Consider the following 18,188-nt stretch of genomic DNA (forward strand, 5'->3'; position numbering starts at 1 on the left):
GCAAGGGTATGATGTGAAGTCGTCATCGTCAGCCAGCGTGGCTGCTTTCAGGATCTTCCATGAACCATCCCGTCATTCCGATCGTGCCCCAGGCCAGCAGCCGCCAGCGCAAGCGCCAGGCGCCCAAGGGCCGGCGCGTCGATCCGCAGGCCCTGCTGGAAGTGCAGGCCTTGCTCGGCGCGCAATCGCGCCAGCGCGACCTGCTCATCGAGCACCTGCACAAAATCCAGGATACCTTCGGCTGCCTGTCGCACGCCCACTTGGCGGCGCTGGCGCAGGAAATGAAGCTGGCCCAGGCCGAAGTCTACGAAGTGGCCACCTTCTACCACCATTTCGATGTCGTGCGCGAAGGCGGGAGCGCGCCGCCGGCCTTGACGGTGCGCGTCTGTAATGGCCTCTCGTGCGAGATGGCCGGCGCGCGCGACCTGCTCGAGCGCCTGCCCGCCATCCTGGGCGCGGGCGTCGGCATGGACGTGCGCGTGCTCGCCGCGCCCTGCATCGGCCGCTGCGAACAGGCGCCGGCGGCCGTGGTCGGCCAGCACCCGCTTGCCCGCGCCAGTTGCGACTCGGTGGCCGCCGCGGTGAGCAACGGCCACACCACCCATGAGCCGACCGGCTACATCGATTACGACAGCTACCGCAGCGCCGGCGGTTACGTCCTGGCGCGCGCGTGCCACGACGGCCAGCGCGATGCCGACACGCTGATCGCCACCATGGAGGAGTCGAGCCTGCGCGGCCTCGGCGGCGCCGGTTTTCCGACCGGGCGCAAATGGCGCATCGTGCGCGGCGAGCCGGGCCCGCGCCTGATGGCGATCAATATCGACGAGGGCGAGCCGGGCACCTTCAAGGACCGCTATTACCTCGAACGCGACCCGCATCGCTTCCTCGAAGGCGCGCTGGTGGCGGCCTGGGTGGCTGGCGTCGACACCATCTATATCTACCTGCGCGACGAATACCACGGCTGCCGCGCGATGCTCGAGACCGAACTGGCGCGCCTGCGCGCCGACCCGCCGTTCACCTCCATGCCCGAGTTCATCCTGCGCCGTGGCGCCGGCGCCTACATCTGCGGCGAAGAATCGGCGATGATCGAATCGATCGAGGGCAAGCGCGGCATGCCGCGCCTGCGCCCTCCGTACGTGGCCCAGGTCGGCCTGTTTGGCTTGCCAACCCTGCAGCACAACTTCGAAACCCTGCACTGGGTGCGCGCCATCATGGAGCACGGCGCCGCCTGGTACAGCGCCCAGGGCCGCCACGGGCGCAAGGGCTTGCGCTCGTTTTCGGTCTCGGGCCGGGTGCGCGAACCGGGTGTCAAGCTGGCGCCGGCCGGCATTACCGTGCAGGAGCTGATCGATGAATACTGCGGCGGCATGGCGCCCGGCCACCAGTTCTACGGCTACCTGCCGGGCGGCGCCTCGGGCGGCATCCTGCCGGCCGCGCTGGGCGCGATCCCGCTCGACTTCGACACCTTGCAGCCGTACGGCTGCTTCATTGGCTCGGCCGCCGTGGTGGTGCTGTCGGACCAGGATTCGGCGGTGGCCGCCGCGCGCAATACGATGCGTTTCTTCAAGGACGAATCGTGCGGCCAGTGCACGCCGTGCCGGGTCGGCACCGCCAAGGCGCTGGCGCTGATCGGGCAAGCGCAGTGGGATACGCCGCTGCTGGCCGAGCTGTCGCAGGTGATGCGCGACGCTTCCATCTGCGGCCTTGGCCAGGCCGCCCCCAATCCGGTCGATTGCGTCGTCAGGTATTTTTCTCATGAACTGGTGCAGCCATGAATGCGATCAGCAGGAACAAGCAAGCGGCCTTGCAGGGCGCGCCCGTGGAGTTCGAAATCAACGGCCGGCAGGTAGCCGCCTTTGCCCATGAAACCCTGATCGAGGTGGCCGCGCGCGAAGGCATCGAGATTGCGCGCCTGTGCTACAAACCGGGCATGGACACGGCCGGCAACTGCCGCGCATGCATGGTGGAGATCGACGGCGAGCGCGTGCTGGCACCGTCCTGCTGCCGTCATCCGGCCGCCGGCATGAAGGTCGCAACAAACAGCGCGCGCGCCGTGGCCGCGCAAAAAATGGTGCTCGAACTGCTGCAGTCGGATATGCCAGAACGCGCCTACACGCGCCACAACGAAGTCGATTTCTGGGCGCGCAAGCTGGCCCTTGGCCAGCCGCGCTTCGCCGCACGCAGCCAGCCGGCGCGCGACGCTTCCCACGCGGCCATTACCGTCAATCTCGACGCCTGCATCGCCTGCACGCGCTGCGTGCGCGCCTGCCGCGACGAGCAGGTCAACGACGTGATCGGCCTGGCCTGGCGCGGCGACCACGCAAAAATCGTGTTCGACATGGACGATGCGATGGGCGACTCCACCTGCGTCGGCTGCGGCGAATGCGTGCAGGCTTGCCCGACCGGCGCCTTGAGCCCGGCGCGCGACGCCGCCCTGGCGGTGCCGGACAAGCAGGTCGAGTCGGTCTGCCCGTACTGCGGCGTGGGCTGCCAGCTGACCTACAACATCAAGGATAACAAGATCCTGTTCGTCGAGGGGCGCGATGGCCCGGCCAACCGCGAACGCCTGTGCGTCAAGGGCCGCTACGGCTTCGATTACGCGCACCATCCGCAGCGCCTGACGGTGCCGCTGATCCGCCGCCTTGATGCGCCCAAGAGCGGCGAATTTTCCATGGACCCGGCGCGCGTGCTCGATGTGTTCCGCGAAGCGAGCTGGGACGAGGCGCTCGATGCCGCCGGCGGCGCGCTGGCGCGCATCCGCGATACGCACGGCAAGCGCGCGCTGGCCGGCTTCGGCTCGGCCAAGGGCAGCAACGAAGAAGCCTACCTGTTCCAGAAGCTGGTGCGCACCGGCTTTGGCAGCAACAACGTCGATCACTGCACGCGCCTGTGCCACGCCTCGTCGGTCGCGGCGCTGCTGGAAGGTATCGGCTCGGGCGCGGTATCGAACCCGGTGATGGACGTGACCCTGGCCGAGGTGGTGATCGTCATCGGCGCCAACCCGACCGTGAACCATCCGGTGGCGGCCACCTGGATCAAGAACGCGATCAAGAACGGCACCAAGCTGGTGGTGTGCGACCCGCGCCGCTCGGACCTGGCGCGCAGCGCGCACCGCTACCTGCAGTTCAAGCCCGATACCGACGTGGCCCTGCTCAACGCGATGATGCATGTGATCGTGGCCGAAGGCCTGGTCGACCAGGACTTCATCGCCAGCCGCACCATCGGCTACGCCGAGCTGGAACAGAATGTGGCCGGCTACAGCCCGGAGCTGATGGCGCCCATCTGCGGCGTTGACGCCGACACCATCCGTTACGTGGCGCGCCTGTACGCCACCTCGAAAGCGTCGATGATCCTGTGGGGCATGGGCATTTCGCAGCACATCCACGGCACCGACAACGCGCGCTGCCTGATCGCGCTGGCGCTGATGACCGGCCAGATCGGGCGTCCCGGCACCGGCCTGCATCCGCTGCGCGGCCAGAACAATGTGCAGGGCGCGTCCGACGCGGGCCTGATCCCGATGATGTTCCCCGATTACCAGCGCGTGGACAATCCGCAAGCGCTGGCCAAATTCGAGCAGGCCTGGGGCATGCCGCTCGACTCCCGGCCCGGCCTGACGGTGGTCGAGATCATGCATGCCATTCCGCGCGGCGAGATCCGCGGCATGTACATCATGGGCGAGAACCCGGCCATGTCCGACCCCGACGCCAACCACGCGCGCGCCTCGCTCGCCGCGCTCGAGCATCTGGTGGTGCAGGATATTTTCCTGACCGAGACCGCGTACCTGGCCGACGTGATTTTGCCGGCCAGCGCGTTTCCCGAAAAGACGGGCAGCTTCACCAATACCGACCGCCTGGTGCAGATCGGACGCCAGGCGATCGACCCGCCCGGCCAGGCCAGGCACGATCTGTGGATTATCCAGCAGATGGCGCAGCGCCTGGGCCTGGACTGGCGGTACGGGCACGTGTCGGAAGTGTTCGACGAGATGCGCCGCATCATGCCGAGCATCGGCGGGATCACCTGGGACAGGCTGGAACGCGAGCACGCCGTCACTTACCCGTGCACGAAGGAGGGCGATCCGGGCCAGCCGGTGGTCTTTACCGGGCAGTTCCCGCGCGAGTCCGGGCGCGCGCGCTTTGTGCCGGCCGATATCATCCCGGCCGACGAGCGCCCCGACGCGGCGTATCCGATGGTGCTCATCACCGGGCGCCAGCTCGAACACTGGCACACCGGCAGCATGACGCGCCGCACGGCGGTGCTGGACGCGATCGAGCCCGATCCGGTGGCGCTGGTCCATCCGCTCGACCTGGCGGCGCTGGGCGGCAAACCGGGCGACGTGGTAACGATCGCTTCGCGCCGCGGCCAGGTGGTTCTTTACGCGCGGGCCGACGACAGTTCGCCGCGCGGCGCGATCTTCGTGCCGTTCTGTTACTACGAAGCGGCCATCAACCGCCTCACCAACGCCGCGCTCGACCCGTTCGGCAAGATCCCCGAGTTCAAATACTGCGCCATCCGGGTGACCTTGGGCGGGGTGGTGGAGCCGCAGGGCAGCTTTGGCGGCGGCCAGCTGCTCGCCGGGATGCCCGCAGCATGAGCTTGCCGCGCCTGAGCGACGCGCGCGCACCGCTCACCCACGAGGTGGAGGTGCTCGATGAACGGGGACGCCGCTCGACCATCGCCATTCCGGCCGAGCGGCCGCTGACAGTGTACGTGGACAAGCGCGAGCTGGTGACCTTGATGACCTTGGGCGGCGCCCCCGAAGCGCTCACCTTGGGCTATCTGCGCAACCAGCGCCTGGTGCAAGCGCTCGCCGACATCGTCTCGGTGCAGGTCGACTGGTCGGTCGACGCGGTGGCCGTGCTCACGCGTTCCGGCATCGCCGACGTGGAGGCGCGCACCTCCAAAAAGGTGGTCACCACCGGTTGCGGCCAGGGTTCGGTGTTCGGTGGCCTGATGGACGACATCGACCGGATCGTGCTGCCGCCGCATGCGCGCCTGGCGCAATCGACCGTGTACCGCATCGTCGACACCATCCGCACGCAGCAATCGATCTACAAGCAGGCCGGCTCGGTGCATGGCTGCGCGCTGTTCTCGAACGCGGGCGAGCTGCTGTATTTTGTGGAAGACGTGGGCCGCCACAACGCGGTCGACGCCGTCGCCGGGCGCATGTGGCTCGACGGCGTGGCCGGGGGCGACAAGGTGTTCTACACGACCGGCCGCCTGACGTCCGAGATGGTGATCAAGGGCGCGCAGATGGGCATCCCGTTCCTGCTGTCGCGCTCCGGCACCACCCAGATGGGCCACATGGTGGCCGGCAAGATCGGCATGGCGCTGCTGGCGCGCTGCAGCGGCAAGCACTTTTTGCTGCTGACCGGCCATGAGCGCCTGGACTTCGAGCCGCTCGCGCCCTGATGTCGCTGCTTGACGCCACGCACGCCGCGTTTGCACTGCTGCTGTCGGGCGACGCCGCGCTGTGGGGCATCGTGTGGCTGTCGCTCAAGACCAGCGTGCTTGGCCTGCTGCTGGCAAGCGCGCCGGCGGTGCTGCTCGGGTATGCGATCGCCAGCTACCGCTTTCCCGGGCGCCGCGTCGCGATCTGGCTGGTGCAGGCCAGCTTGTCGCTGCCGACGGTGCTCATTGGCCTGCTGCTGTACCTGCTTCTGTCGCGCCACGGCCCGTGGGGTTCGCTGCACTGGCTGTTTTCGCAGCCGGGCGTGGTGCTCGGGCAGTGCATCATCGCCACCCCGGTGCTGGTCGCCTTCACCCTGGCGGCGGTGCAGGCGCTCGATGCGCGCTACGCCGAAACGGCGATCGCCCTGGGCGCGTCGCGCTGGCGCACCATGTTCACGGTGCTGCGCGAAGCGCGTTTCGGCGTCATGGCGGCGCTGATCAGCGGCTTCGGACGGGTGTTGTCGGAAGTGGGCTGCGCGCTCATGGTCGGCGGGAATATCGCCGGCGAGACGCGCACCATCACCACCGCCATCGCGCTCGAAACGAGCAAGGGCGAGTTCGCCCAGGGCATCGCGCTCGGCATCGTGCTGGTGGCGCTGGCGCTGCTCATGAACGGCGCGCTGATGCTGCTGCAGGGCGACACGCGCGCCGCCGGGGCACGCCAATGAGCTTGCTGCGCATCGACAAACTGCGCAAGGCGCACGGCGCGCGCGTGCTGTTCGACCTGGACGCCTTTGCGCTCGACGCGGGCCGCGCTTACGTGCTCACCGGGATCAACGGCGCCGGCAAGAGCACCTTGCTGCGCGTGCTGGCCGGACTGGAACCGGGCGAGGCATCCGGCCTGACCTGGCAGGGGCGGCCGGCGGCATTGTCGCCGTATCCGCCCGCCCTGCGCGCGGCGATCGTGTACGTGCACCAGCATCCGGTGATGTTTTCGACCAGCGTGGCGGCCAACATCGGCTACGGGCTGCGCGCGCGCGGCGTGCCGCGGGCGCAGGCGGCGCAGGCGGTGGCGCAGGCCATGGCATGGGCCGGCGTCGCGCACCTGCAAGACAGCGATCCGGCCCGCCTGTCGGGCGGCGAGGTGCAGCGCGTGGCGCTGGCGCGCGCGTCGGTGCTGCGGCCTGCCCTGCTGCTGCTCGACGAACCGACCGCCAACCTCGATGGCGCCGCGCGCGAACAGGTGATATCGCTCATTGCCGCCCTGACGGGGGCCGGCGGCGCGGTGGTCACGGCCTGCCACGACCGTGACCTGATCGGCATGCCCGGCGTGCAACGCCTTAAACTACGTGATGGAAAGCTCGAATACAAATGACCGGGAAAATCGCATTTGCCCTTTGGTTGGGCATCGCCTGCCCGCTGGCTCTGGCGGGCGAGCAGGTGCTGCGCCTGTCCACCACCACCAGCACCGACAATTCCGGCCTGCTGGCCTGGCTGCTGCCGGTGTTCGAGGCAAAGACGGGCACAAAAGTGCAGGTCATTGCCGTCGGCAGCGGCAAGGCGCTGGAACTGGCGAAAAATGGCGATGTCGACGTCACCCTGGTGCACGCGCGCGCCGCCGAAGACACGTTCGTGGCCGAGGGCCATGGCATCAAGCGGCGCGACGTGATGTACAACGACTTCGTGCTGGCCTGCCCGCCGTCCGACAAGGCCGACATCAAAGGCGGCTCCGATATCGTCGCCGCCCTGCGCAGGCTGGCGTCGAGCGAGGTACGCTTCGTTTCGCGCGGCGACAATTCCGGCACCGACCAGATGGAAAAGAGCTACTGGAAAGCGGCCGGCATACGCCCGCCGCCGCCGCGTTACCTGTCGGCCGGGCTGGGCATGGCGCAAGTGCTGGGCATGGCGGCCGAGCTGCAAGCCTGCACCCTGACCGACCGCGCCACCTACGCCACCTTCAAGGACAAAGCCGCGCTGGCGATCCTGGTGCAGGGCGACCCGAAGATGTTCAATCCGTATGGGATCATCGCGGTCAATCCGGCGCGCCATCCGGGCATCAACGAGCGCGCGGCGCATCAGTTGATCGACTGGATCACCTCCGGCGAAGGGCAGGCCCGGATCGCCGCCTTCCGCCCGAACGGGCAGCAACTGTTTTTTCCGTCGGCCTTGCCGGCACGATGATTCAAAGCGAGGCTCCACATGGATAAAACCATCCCGTACTTCGGCGCCATCGACCTGGCGGCGCCATATCGGTACTACGAGGCCGACTACCTTTACGAGGTGGGAGGCCGGTTTGACGAAATCGATTTGTCGCTGGCCCTGCACACAACGGACGTGGACGAGCATGGCGCCACGATGCGGCTGCCGGTGCGCGATCTCGACCCGGCCGTGCTTGATCGCGTCGCGCAATTCGCAGGCGACATGGACCGTCACATCGAGCGCACGCGCGCCGCCGTCAGCGCCGATTTCCATACCGGCGGCGTGGTCAGGACCGGGTACATTGCGTATCTCCAGGCGCGGCTGCCGCCTGGCTGGCTGGAACACGTCATCTACAGGACCGACGGATCGCTGCCCGTCGACGAGCGCATGTTGTTGGCCCTGGAACTGAGTCACATCACGCTTTATCCCTTGCCCGACCCATCCGACCCGCCATTTGCCGTGTTCGCATTCACCATTGGCGACGATGTCACCGGCGCCGTGGTCGCGGCGCGCTTGCGGCAGGACGGGACGATCCGGTCGATCGGCGTCATCCCCGAACCCGATTCGCCAGCCTGCGCGGGCACGCAATAAGGCCTATCATATCGCCCTGATGCGCCCCTGCGCGGCAAGGAGAAAGACCACGTGAGAGTTCTGATATTTGGCGCCACCGGCATGGTCGGGCAGGGCGTGCTGCGCGAATGCCTGCAGGCCGCCGATGTGGCGCAGGTCGTCGCCATCGGCCGCACCCCGACCGGGCAGCGCCACCCCAAGCTGCGCGATGTGGTGCACGCCGATCTGTTCAACTACGCCACGCTGTCCGCGCAGCTGGACGATATCGACGCCTGCTTCTTTTGCGTGGGCGTGACGTCGTCGCGCATGAGCGAGGCCGACTACACGCGCCTGACCTGCGACATGACCCTGGCGGCGGCCAATGCGCTGGTCGCGAAAAATCCGCGCATGGTGTTCGTGTATGTGTCCGGCGCCGGCGCCGACAGCAGCGAAACGAGCGCCACCATGTGGGAGCGCGTGCGCGGCAAGACCGAAAACGCACTGCTGGCGCTGCCGTTTCGCGGCGTGTACATTTTCAGGCCGGGGATGATCGAGCCGCTTGACGGCATCAAGTCCAAGACCACCGCCTACCGCATTTTCTATGCGCTGATGAAGCCCGTGCTGCCGCTGCTGCGCGCCGCCATGCCCAGGCACGTGCTGACCACGCGCCAGGTGGGGCAGGCCATGCTGGCCGTGGTGCGCAACGGCGCGCGCAAGCGCGTGCTGGGCAGCGCCGACATCGGCCCGCTGGGCCGCAATGCCACGCCGCCGTAGGCGCCGATGGGCCGGCGCTACCACCACAGTGTGTATGTCATCGAGCTGTCGAAGGACGTGCTGTACAAGCCGCGTTTCAAGAAGTCCAATCCGGATTACGTGAGCGGCAAACCGTGCGTGTACGTGGGCATGACGGGATTGAGCGTCGACCTGCGCTTCGACAAGCACAAGGCGGGCATCCAGGCCAACAAGTTCGTGCAAAAGTACGGTCTGCGCCTGCTGCCGGAACTGTACGCGGTGTACAACCCGATGCCTTACGCGGGCGCGGCCGACATGGAAGTCGAACTTGGCATCGGGTTGCGCGAGGCCGGCTACGGCGTGTGGCAGGCCTGAGCGATCAGCGCACGCTCTGGATCAGGAAGCTGGCCTGGCCGCAGCTGCTTTTCGAGCGCTTGACCTGGCCCGGACTGCAACTGCGCGAGCCGCCGGTCTTGTCGTAGCAGGCGTGCAGCTCGCGCAAGAAGCGCCCGCCGCTGGCGCAGAAGGGCAGTACGCCATCCTTGGCCAGGGCTGGATTGGCCTCCTTGAAGGCGCTGTACAACGCGTCGTTGGTAGTGCGCACCGGCGCCGCCGGTTTCTGGTATTGCGCGGGAATGGACAGTTGCTCCTTGAGCCTGGCCGACAGATCGAAGTAAGCCGCCGGCGCCAGTCCGGAGCAGGTGCCATGCTTGCTCCATTCGTGGCCGATCAGTCTCGGCGAGGGGAACAGCGAGGTGTATTTTTCGCGCACGTCGTTGGGCAGCTTCTCGTTGCTGCAGCTGGACGGATAGCCCGATTCGTACTGCGGCCACAGCCCGTGCAGCACGAAGCCGAGCTGGCGTCCGGCCGCGCATTGATCCGGGTCGCTGCGGCTGGCGCAGTAGGACGGCGACCAGCTCAGCGCCACCGCGTAGTAGTCGAACTGCCCGGTGACCGCCCGCGGCGCCTTGGCCTGGGCCGCCCCGGCCAGGGCCATCAATGCCATCAGTGCGTAGTGCCGTAATTGGACCATGATTTCTCCGCGTCGAAGGTTGAACGAATGACCATTTTATCCGGGAATCATGCACGGAAAACATACATTCCTCGTGTTCCTGACGGTGGACAAAGGTTGCCGCCAGGCGCTGCCGGGCTTTCCTGCGCAATGTCACCGGCTGATAAAATAGCAAGTTCTGGTCAATTGAGAATCAACATGGAAAAAATCATCCCCCACTTCGGCGCCATCAACCTGGCATTGCCTGAGGAATACAACGAAGCCACGTATCTGGTCGATGGACGGGAAATCGACCTGTCACTCGCTTTCTTCAACGCATTTCCCGGAGAGGATGGGTTTACCGAGTTCTCCGCGGTCAAGGACCTCGATCCGGCCGTGCTCGACCGTGTCAGCGGCTTCATGGAGCAGCTCGACAGCAAGATCGCGCGTGCGCATGCCGCCTGCGTGGCCGACTTCCACGCCGGGGGCGTGGTCAGGGACACGTATATCGATCATCACCTGGAAGAGTTCTCGCCTGAGCAACTGGCCACGCTGATCGAGGGCACCGACCCCGCGCTGCCGGTCGAGGAGCGCATGCTGGCGACCCTGCACCTGAGCCATGTGGGCCTGCATCCGATGCCGGACGACTCGGATGCCTCGTTTGCGATGTTCGATTTTACCTTCGGCGAAGACCTGACCAACTACGTGGTCGCGGTCAAGTTTGCCGAAGATGGCGCCATCCAGGGCGTCGACGTCGAAAGCTGACACGGCCTGCGCGCCGTGCCGTGCATCAGCGTGTGCGGCGGCGCCAGCGCGCCGCGCCCAGGCCGGCGGCGCCGATCGCCATCAGCGCCAGCGAGAACGGTTCCGGCACCGCATTGAGGGCGTTGATCGCGAAGCGGGTCTGGCCGGTCCAGATCAGGCCGCGGCTATCGACGCCGTTGGCGGTGCGGTAGTTGTAGACGTATTCTTCGCCGGTGATGGTCGAGCTGCTGATCTGGTAGGCGATATCCGATTGCGACCAGGTGCTGGAAAACTTCAGCGGCCCGCCAATGCGGTAGCCGAAGCGCTCGATGCTGCATTTCCAGTAATACTGGTCGCCGACGCCGCAACCGATGTAATCGTTCGAACCATTGTGTTTGAACGACAGCAGTTCTTCCTTGGCAAACAAGCCGTCGCCGTTCAGGTCATCGGCGATAAAGCGGCCTGCGATCAAAGCCGCCGGATCGAACTGGTTGCTCACCTTGTCGTAAAATCCTGTGTAGCTGAACTGGAACTCGATAGGGCCGGCTTGGGCTGCTGCGGCGCAAGTGGCAAGCGTCGCCGCGCTGATCAATCTGAAGAACATGGTTACCTCCGCTGAGGATGGAACGAATGCCCGGGACCGACAGCGCACCCGGCCTGCCACGTGAAGGCCACGTGTCAGCGGATCGTATCAGGCGAACTTGTGCGCTCAGTAGCATATGCGCAACACATAAGATCTACGGCGGAAGTTTCTTGCCCCGATTGGCCCAAAAACGGCGTTCAAAATGTTAAAGATTAAGATTTGAATAAGTCAACATTTTAACGTTGGTAATTTTGCTATAATCGTAAAAGGCAATTTCGCCTTGCACATATAGAGATCATTATGGCAATTGACGTATACCTCCAAATCGAAGGCGTAAAAGGCGAGTCCGCCGATTCCACCCACAAGGACTGGATCGAGTGTGAATCGGTGGCTTGGGCAATTTCGCAGCCACGTTCGGCCACTTCCTCGACCGCCGGTGGTCACACCGCCGAGCGCGCTGAGTTGTCGGAAATTAGCATTGTAAAAATCGCCGACCTGGCCTCGCCAGTGCTGGCGCAACACTGCGCTTCGGGTAAAACCCTGGCAAAAGCGAAGTTCGAGTTCTTCCGTGCCGATGGCACGGGCGAGCGTGTGAAGTACTACGAGATCGAACTGGAAAACGTACTGATCGGGCACATCGCTCCGAGCGTCGGCGCCGGCAGCATCATGGCTGAAAGCGTTGCACTGAAATTCTCGAAAGTGAAGTGGAAATACACGCAACAAAAAATCGGTGGTGGCACTGGCGGCAATACGTCCGGTGGTTGGGACGCGGCGCTCAACAAGGTTGTATAAACGAACGGCGGCCATTGGCCGCCGTTCGCCGCACCATGCGCACATGCTGCTCATGGTGCAAGCAAAAACGCTTGAGGGAGAGTGCATCCTCCTCAAGCGTTTTTTTATCGGAGCCCTTCCGTGGCCGCGCGATTCAAATCGGCGCACAGCTTTTTCAACCCAGGCAGGCACGACGACGTTGCCAGCACCTGGATTTTCTCCAGGTCCTCGCTATTCAACGTTTCATTCAAATGCCTCGTTACAAAAGGCTTCAACGCGCGATCTTTCTTGATCAGGTTCGCCAGCGTGGGCAATGTGTCCCAATTGTCGACCAGCCTGCGCGCCACCGCTTCCGAAATACCGTCAGAAATGCTGCCGTCGTCGCATTGACCGTATCGCCTGCGTCCCTGGTCGATCTTTTCCCAGCTACCGAGATGATCGATCATCGCTTGGGCGGCGTCGGCGTCAGCTCGCGTGCATTTTTTTTTCGCATGGGCGGCCGGGCTAAGGAAAGCGCACAACAGAAGTGCGGCGCCCATCTTCAAGGTGGCCTTATGCATGAGCAGGCCTGTTGCGGCGTCGTGTTGCGTGTGTATGCGTGCCGCAGTTGTGTTCCACGCGAACCGAAGTGATGGGAGATGTGCGCATTTTCTCCTTGATCACCGCCATTGCTTCGTCTGTGGTGCGGATACATCCCATGGTCGGGTGTGGCGGGCCCGGGATTCTTGGGTGATGACGCCGGCCGGAATGCACCCCGATCCCTTGGTGGCCCGGCACATAGAAGCGGACGATCCCATGCGAACCAATCGAGCTGTCCGGATCGGGCGCATGGTAGTGAGGGATGGTCCTGTCTTGCGGCGTATAGCTGCGGTTGGGAAGATGGGTCAGCGTCGCGGCGCGCGCAACATTGTTATATGCCTCCCAAGAGCCGATGAGCGTTGTGTCGCTATCGTAAAGATGAATCTGGTGGGTGGCGCCATTAAATACCAAAGTAGACATATGTTACTCTCATTACTGTTGTTGTAATTGCAATTTCAGCAGCATAGCATAAATCATCGGCACAACTTTCAAGTTCCGACATGGCCGGCCGGCGTGGACGGGGGGAGTTGACAGGCCGGTTCAGCGAGGCCAGGGCTGCGCGGGCGCTTTGATACGCTTGATTTAACAATTAATTTTATAGTAAGACATAATTTCAACGTTGGTGCTTTTGTTATAATAGTGAAAGGCAATTCCGCCCTGACCTTAGGAAACTACTATGGCAATTGACGTATACCTTCAAATCGACGGCATCAAAGGCGAGTCGGCCGATTCTGGCCACAAGGATTGGATCGAGTGCGAATCCGTCGCTTGGGCTGTCTCGCAGCCACGTTCGGCAACTTCCTCGACCGCCGGTGGTCACACCGCCGAGCGCGCCGAATTGTCGGAAATTAGCTTTGTCAAGATCGCCGACCTGGCCTCGCCTTTGCTCGCGCAAAACTGCGCTTCCGGTAAAACCCTGGCAAAAGCGAAGCTCGAATTCTGGCGCGCGGATGGCGCCGGCGAACGTATCAAATACTACGAAATCGAACTGGAAAACGTGCTGATCGGCCATGTGGCGCCAAGCGTTGGCGCTGGCAGCGTGATGACCGAAAGCGTCGCCCTGAAATTCTCGAAGGTGAAGTGGAAATACACCCAACAGAAAATCAGCGGTGGCGCCGGCGGCAATACGTCCGGCGGTTGGGACGCGGCGCTCAACAAGGTTGTATAAGAGGGCGGCGGCCTAGTCGCTGCCGTTCGCCGCACCGGGGCGGATGCTGCCCACGGTGCACAGCAAAAACGCTTGCGGGAGAGTCATTCTCCGCAAGCGTTTTTTTATCCGAGGGCCTCTGCGGCCGCCTGGCTGATGCTCCTCGCGTTTTTTATTTGAATGCGTCCGCCGCCCTTTTTTTCAGTTCGGCACACAGCCCTTTCAAGCCCGCCGGACACGACGACGTTGCCTGTACCTGGATTCTGTTTACTTCTCTGTCATTGAGGGTGCTGTTCACATGCCGCAGCACGAAGGGCTTGAGCGCGCGGTCGCGCTCGATCAGTTTTGCCAGTTCGGGCAGTGACTCCCAACGGTCCGCCAACTGCAATGCGATCGCTTCCGACAGGAGTTCGGCAGGACCGCCATCGTCGCAGTGACCGTATTGTTTGCGTAACTGGTCCACCTTTTCCCAGCTGTCGAGGTGATCGACCATGGCTTCGAAGGCGTCCGCCTGCTTTTCGGTGCATTTTTTCGCATGGGCGGCCGGAATCAGGCAAGCGCACAGCAGTACAGTGGCCACCATGCCCAGCGCCCGCCGGTGCGCGAAGCCCGTCGTCAATGTGCCCATTGGCGTGTCGTTGTTTGCCAGGATAGTCATCGTTTTACCAGGTATCATTAAATTTATTGCAATTTTTTAGCATAGCATGCGCCTGCCCGATCCTCCAAGCGGATGCCCGGCAGCGGCATGTGTGGCGATCGGCCTGCGCATATTTAACAGTTAATCATCAGGTTACCAATTAAATCAACATTAGTTATCTTGCTATAATAAAGACGGCGATTTCGCCTTTTTCCGGGAGCTCTTATGGCAATTGACGTTTACCTCCAAATCGACGGCATCAAAGGCGAGTCCGCCGATTCCACGCACAAGGATTGGATCGAGTGCGAATCTGTCGCGTGGGCTGTTTCGCAGCCACGTTCGGCGACTTCCTCGACCGCCGGCGGCCACACCGCCGAGCGCGCCGAATTGTCGGAAATTAGCTTTGTCAAGATCGCCGACCTGGCGTCGCCCCTGCTCGCGCAAAACTGCGCGTCGGGTAAAACGCTGGCCAAGGCCAAGTTCGAATTCTGGCGCGCCGACGGCGCCGGCGAACGGATCAAGTATTACGAGATCGAGCTGGAAAACGTGCTGGTCGGGCACGTGGCGCCGAGCGTTGGCGCTGGCAGCATCATGACTGAAAGCGTGGCCCTGAAATTCTCGAAGGTGAAGTGGAAGTATGTCCAGCAAAAAATCGGTGGCGGCGCCGGCGGCAATACGTCCGGCGGCTGGGATGCAGCAGCCAATAAAGTGGTCTGATGCAGGGGCGGCCGATGGCCGCCCTTTTACTTTCACCGTAACCCAGATCGACCTTATCCTGATACATGAGCCGGAATGAAGAATATCCTTATATTGCTGTCGCTTGCGACCGGCCTGGTTTCACACGCCAGCGCCGCCGATAAAGAGCCTTGGGAAGCGCCTTACAAGCCGCTCAAGGGCGAGTATCTGGTTTACAGTGGCACCCTGGGCGAGCGGCAGCCTCCGACCCGCAACGACAGCAAGGTGTCGATCCGTGTCGAAGGCAAGGTGGCAAAAGACCTGTTCGATGCGATGCACCCGGATGAAAAGAACAAATGCACGGCCGAACCAGGCTACCGCGAGCGGAACAAGGATGGCGTGTCGTGCTTCTATTATCCGGGCAGTGGTTACGCTTGCTATTTCGGATTCGACCTGCGCACCGGTAAAAGCATCGGCGGCGCCAGCTGCTAGCGCGTTCCATCCGCCGCAGCGGATGAATCAAAGCCGCGCAACTACATCAGGATCACGTCGTATTGCTCCTGGTGGTAGGCGGTCTCGACCTGCAGCGAAATCTGCTTGCCGATAAAGTCCCCCAGCATCGCCAGGTGCTGCGATTCCTCTTCCAGGAACAGGTCCACCACCTCTTGCGAGGCCAGGATGCGGAACTCGCGCGGATTGAATTGCTTCGCTTCGCGCATCAACTCGCGCAAGATCTCGTAGCAGATCGTGCGGCTGGTTTTTACCTGGCCCTTGCCGGCGCAGGCCGGGCAGGGCTCGCACAGGATGTGCGCGAGCGACTCGCGGGTGCGCTTCCTCGTCATTTCCACCAGTCCCAGGGCCGAAAAATTCGACACCGACACCTTGGTGCGGTCGCGCGACAAGGTCTTTTTCAACTCCTGCAGCACCGCGTGCCGGTGCTCGTTGTTGTCCATGTCGATGAAGTCGAGGATGATGATCCCGCCCAGGTTACGCAGCCGCAGCTGGCGCGCGATCGCATGCGCCGCTTCCAGGTTGGTCTTGAAAATGGTATCGGCAAAATTGCGCCCGCCCACAAAGCCGCCGGTGTTCACATCGATGGTCGTCATGGCCTCGGTCTGGTCAACGATCAGGTAGCCGCCCGACTTGAGGTCCACGCGCCGTCCCAGCGCGCGCAGGATCTCTTCTTCCACGCCGTACAGGTCGAACAGCGGGCGCTCGCCCGTGTAGTGCTGCAAGCGCGTGAGCACCGTCGGCGTGTAGGCTTTGGCAAATTCGACCAGCATGGCGTGGTTCTCGCGTGAGTCAACCTGGATGGTGGCCGTTTCGTCGTGCACGAAGTCGCGCAGCACGCGCTGGGCCAGGCTCAGGTCCTGGTACAGCAGGCTGGTGGCGGGGCGCGTTTTGGCGCCGTGCAGAATCGCGCTCCAGGTCTTGCGCAGGTAGTCCACATCGGCCGCCAGGTCGCTGTCGGACGCCTCCTCGGCCATGGTGCGCACGATGTAGCCGCCTTTTTCCTCGGCCGGCAGCAGGCTGTGAAGGCGCGTGCGCAGCAGTTCGCGCTCGGACTCCTTTTCGATCTTTTGCGAGATGCCGATATGGCTGTCCTGCGGCAGGTACACCAGCATGCGCCCGGCGATCGAAATCTGGGTCGACAGGCGCGCGCCCTTGGTGCCGATCGGGTCCTTGATCACCTGCACCGTCAGCACCTGGCCGTCGAACAGGATCTTCTCGATCGGGGTCGGCGCCACGCTCGGGCCTTCGTGGGTGCGCGCTTCCCAGATGTCGGCCACGTGCAGGAAGGCCGCGCGTTCGAGGCCGATGTCGATAAAGGCCGACTGCATCCCCGGCAGCACGCGCACCACCTTGCCCGAGTAGACGTTGCCGGCCAGCCCGCGCGTGAGGGTGCGCTCGATGTGCAGTTCCTGCACGGCGCCTTGCAGGATCAGCGCCACGCGCGTCTCCTGCGGAGTGATGTTGATCAGGATGTCTTCGTTCATGGTTCAGGGCCGCCGTGCAGATGTGAGTGTTAGGGACGAGGCCGAGGAGGCGCGACCGGCGCGCGCGCAAACGCGCATCAGGCCAGCGGAATGCCCGCTTCGCGCAGCAGTTGCGCGGTCTCGAACAGCGGCAGTCCGACGATGCCCGAATGACTGCCTTCGATATGTTCGACGAACAGCGCGGCCAAGCCTTGCAGGCCGTAGCCGCCGGCCTTGTCGTACGGTTCGGGAGTGGAGCAGTACGCCTTGATCGAGGCCGCCGACAGCTTGGCGAAGCGCACCTGCGACACTTGCGTGACCTGGCGCTTCATGTCGGTGTGGTGGACCGCGATGGCGGTCAGCACCTGGTGCGTGCGGCCGGACAGGCGTTCGAGCATTTCCATCGCCTCGTTGGGCGAGCCGGGTTTGCCGAGGATGGCGCCGTCGATGGTGACGGTGGTGTCGGCCGCCAGCACCGGACGCAGGGTCAGGCGGCGGTTCTGCACCATGTTCCAGCCGAAGGCCGCTTTTTCGTTGGCCACGCGCGCCACGTAGTCGATGGCCGCTTCGCCCGGATGCACCACTTCGGTCACGTCCGGGCCGCGCGGCGTATCGTTGCGCAAGGTGAGCAGCTCGAATTCCACGCCGATCTGGCGCAGCAATTCGCGCCGGCGCGGGCTTTTCGAGGCAAGGTAGATTTTTCTGTCGATCGGTTTCATCGGATTCCCGCATTCCCTTTTGTCAGACGCGATGATAAGGGTGATTCTGCGTGATCGACCACGCCCTATACAACTGCTCGGCAAGCATAACACGCACGATGCCGTGCGGGAGCGTCATACTGGAAATACGAATCAGCCCCTCGGCGCGCGCCTTGAGTTCGGGATCGAGGCCGTCGGCCCCGCCGATCAGGAAGACGGTGTCGCGCCCGTCCTGCTGCCACTGCATCAGCTGTTGGGACAGGCCCACGCTGGTCAGGTCCTTGCCGCGTTCATCCAACGCGATGATGCGTGCGTTCTTGGGCAGGACCGCTTCGATGCGCTCGCGTTCGAGCGCCATGGCGGTAGCCGCCGTCTTGCTGCCGGAACGTTCGACCGGCTTGATTTCCTTGAGCACGATGCGCAATTCAGGCGGCATGCGCTTCGTGTACTCGGAAAAGCCGGTCTCGATCCAGGCGGGCATTTTGTGGCCGACCGCAGCGATCATGAGCTGCATCGATG

General features: G+C 63.8%; 22 protein-coding genes. 14 read left to right on the plus strand and 8 right to left on the minus strand.

Annotated elements, in window-relative coordinates:
- Positions 1–59: 59 nt before the first annotated feature.
- Genes F2P46_RS12835 through F2P46_RS12875 form a run of 9 tightly spaced genes read left to right on the plus strand, consistent with a single transcriptional unit; the run spans position 60 to position 9,243 of the window.
- Positions 60–1,775 carry an NAD(P)H-dependent oxidoreductase subunit E gene (locus F2P46_RS12835; protein WP_166889823.1) on the plus strand — a complete coding sequence of 572 codons (1,716 nt, stop codon included), beginning with the start codon at positions 60–62 and terminating at the stop codon, positions 1,773–1,775.
- On the plus strand, positions 1,772–4,591 hold the full coding sequence (gene fdhF, locus F2P46_RS12840; protein WP_166889824.1) for a formate dehydrogenase subunit alpha: 2,820 nt from the start codon (positions 1,772–1,774) through the stop codon (positions 4,589–4,591). The genes F2P46_RS12835 and fdhF overlap by 4 nt, the downstream gene beginning before the upstream one ends.
- A complete protein-coding gene (locus F2P46_RS12845; protein WP_166889828.1) occupies positions 4,588–5,409 on the plus strand; it encodes a formate dehydrogenase accessory sulfurtransferase FdhD in 822 nt (273 codons plus the stop codon). Before fdhF ends, F2P46_RS12845 begins: the two co-directional genes overlap by 4 nt.
- Positions 5,409–6,116, plus strand: a complete 708-nt coding sequence (locus F2P46_RS12850; protein WP_166889831.1) for an ABC transporter permease — start codon at positions 5,409–5,411, stop codon at positions 6,114–6,116. The genes F2P46_RS12845 and F2P46_RS12850 overlap by 1 nt, the downstream gene beginning before the upstream one ends.
- Positions 6,113–6,763 carry an energy-coupling factor ABC transporter ATP-binding protein gene (locus F2P46_RS12855; protein ID WP_166889834.1) on the plus strand — a complete coding sequence of 217 codons (651 nt, stop codon included), beginning with the start codon at positions 6,113–6,115 and terminating at the stop codon, positions 6,761–6,763. The genes F2P46_RS12850 and F2P46_RS12855 overlap by 4 nt, the downstream gene beginning before the upstream one ends.
- Complete coding sequence (locus F2P46_RS12860) at positions 6,760–7,569, plus strand: substrate-binding domain-containing protein (protein WP_166889837.1); 810 nt, start codon at positions 6,760–6,762, stop codon at positions 7,567–7,569. Before F2P46_RS12855 ends, F2P46_RS12860 begins: the two co-directional genes overlap by 4 nt.
- An 18-nt stretch (positions 7,570–7,587) precedes the next feature.
- Entirely contained in the window at positions 7,588–8,178 is a 591-nt protein-coding gene (locus F2P46_RS12865; protein WP_166889839.1) for a DUF2004 domain-containing protein, read from the plus strand.
- Between the two features lie 51 nt (positions 8,179–8,229).
- A complete protein-coding gene (locus F2P46_RS12870; protein ID WP_166889842.1) occupies positions 8,230–8,910 on the plus strand; it encodes an NAD(P)H-binding protein in 681 nt (226 codons plus the stop codon).
- A gap of 6 nt (positions 8,911–8,916) precedes the next feature.
- The gene (locus F2P46_RS12875; protein WP_166889844.1) at positions 8,917–9,243 is read left to right on the plus strand and encodes a hypothetical protein; all 327 of its coding nucleotides are present in this window, start codon (positions 8,917–8,919) and stop codon (positions 9,241–9,243) included.
- 4 nt (positions 9,244–9,247) lie between these two features.
- On the opposite strand, the gene F2P46_RS12880 is transcribed toward F2P46_RS12875, so the two are convergent.
- Entirely contained in the window at positions 9,248–9,901 is a 654-nt protein-coding gene (locus F2P46_RS12880) for a ribonuclease (protein ID WP_166889846.1), read from the minus strand.
- Positions 9,902–10,078: 177 nt separating this feature from the next.
- On the opposite strand from F2P46_RS12880, the gene F2P46_RS12885 reads away from it, so the two are divergent.
- Complete coding sequence (locus tag F2P46_RS12885) at positions 10,079–10,624, plus strand: DUF2004 domain-containing protein (RefSeq protein WP_166889848.1); 546 nt, start codon at positions 10,079–10,081, stop codon at positions 10,622–10,624.
- 25 nt (positions 10,625–10,649) lie between these two features.
- Here F2P46_RS12885 and F2P46_RS12890 read toward each other — a convergent pair whose 3' ends face one another.
- A complete protein-coding gene (locus tag F2P46_RS12890) occupies positions 10,650–11,207 on the minus strand; it encodes a PEP-CTERM sorting domain-containing protein (RefSeq protein ID WP_166889850.1) in 558 nt (185 codons plus the stop codon).
- 279 nt (positions 11,208–11,486) lie between these two features.
- Here F2P46_RS12890 and F2P46_RS12895 point away from each other — a divergent pair, with 279 nt between their 5' ends.
- Positions 11,487–11,978 (plus strand): type VI secretion system tube protein Hcp, encoded by a 492-nt coding sequence (locus F2P46_RS12895; RefSeq protein ID WP_166889852.1) that lies wholly within the window; start codon positions 11,487–11,489, stop codon positions 11,976–11,978.
- 104 nt (positions 11,979–12,082) lie between these two features.
- Here the strand turns inward: F2P46_RS12895 and F2P46_RS12900 are convergent, their stop codons facing one another.
- A complete protein-coding gene (locus tag F2P46_RS12900) occupies positions 12,083–12,517 on the minus strand; it encodes a hypothetical protein (protein ID WP_166889853.1) in 435 nt (144 codons plus the stop codon).
- Positions 12,510–12,956 carry a L,D-transpeptidase family protein gene (locus tag F2P46_RS12905; protein ID WP_166889855.1) on the minus strand — a complete coding sequence of 149 codons (447 nt, stop codon included), beginning with the start codon at positions 12,954–12,956 and terminating at the stop codon, positions 12,510–12,512. The genes F2P46_RS12900 and F2P46_RS12905 overlap by 8 nt, the downstream gene beginning before the upstream one ends.
- Before the next feature lie 256 nt (positions 12,957–13,212).
- Between F2P46_RS12905 and F2P46_RS12910 the strand changes: the two genes are divergently transcribed.
- Positions 13,213–13,704 carry a type VI secretion system tube protein Hcp gene (locus tag F2P46_RS12910; RefSeq protein WP_166889857.1) on the plus strand — a complete coding sequence of 164 codons (492 nt, stop codon included), beginning with the start codon at positions 13,213–13,215 and terminating at the stop codon, positions 13,702–13,704.
- Positions 13,705–13,855: 151 nt separating this feature from the next.
- On the opposite strand, the gene F2P46_RS12915 is transcribed toward F2P46_RS12910, so the two are convergent.
- Positions 13,856–14,341 (minus strand): hypothetical protein, encoded by a 486-nt coding sequence (locus tag F2P46_RS12915; protein WP_166889859.1) that lies wholly within the window; start codon positions 14,339–14,341, stop codon positions 13,856–13,858.
- Positions 14,342–14,545: 204 nt separating this feature from the next.
- On the opposite strand from F2P46_RS12915, the gene F2P46_RS12920 reads away from it, so the two are divergent.
- Both F2P46_RS12920 and F2P46_RS12925 read left to right on the plus strand, forming a co-directional pair.
- Positions 14,546–15,037: a type VI secretion system tube protein Hcp gene (locus tag F2P46_RS12920; RefSeq protein WP_166889862.1), complete on the plus strand. Its 492-nt coding sequence runs from the start codon at positions 14,546–14,548 to the stop codon at positions 15,035–15,037.
- Positions 15,038–15,112: 75 nt separating this feature from the next.
- Positions 15,113–15,487 carry a hypothetical protein gene (locus F2P46_RS12925; protein WP_166889864.1) on the plus strand — a complete coding sequence of 125 codons (375 nt, stop codon included), beginning with the start codon at positions 15,113–15,115 and terminating at the stop codon, positions 15,485–15,487.
- A gap of 41 nt (positions 15,488–15,528) precedes the next feature.
- On the opposite strand, the gene rng is transcribed toward F2P46_RS12925, so the two are convergent.
- The 3 genes from rng to rlmH form a co-directional block, all read right to left on the minus strand.
- Complete coding sequence (gene rng / locus F2P46_RS12930; RefSeq protein ID WP_166889867.1) at positions 15,529–16,992, minus strand: ribonuclease G; 1,464 nt, start codon at positions 16,990–16,992, stop codon at positions 15,529–15,531.
- 77 nt (positions 16,993–17,069) lie between these two features.
- The gene (locus F2P46_RS12935) at positions 17,070–17,690 is read right to left on the minus strand and encodes a nucleoside triphosphate pyrophosphatase (protein WP_166889870.1); all 621 of its coding nucleotides are present in this window, start codon (positions 17,688–17,690) and stop codon (positions 17,070–17,072) included.
- Between the two features lie 22 nt (positions 17,691–17,712).
- Positions 17,713–18,183, minus strand: coding sequence for a 23S rRNA (pseudouridine(1915)-N(3))-methyltransferase RlmH (rlmH, locus tag F2P46_RS12940; protein WP_166873557.1), 471 nt, complete (start codon positions 18,181–18,183; stop codon positions 17,713–17,715).
- Between the last annotated feature and the right edge of the window lie 5 nt (positions 18,184–18,188).

The sequence above is a fragment of the Massilia sp. CCM 8734 genome (assembly GCF_011682155.1).
GTDB classification, from domain to species: Bacteria; Pseudomonadota; Gammaproteobacteria; order Burkholderiales; family Burkholderiaceae_D; genus Telluria_A; species Telluria_A rubra.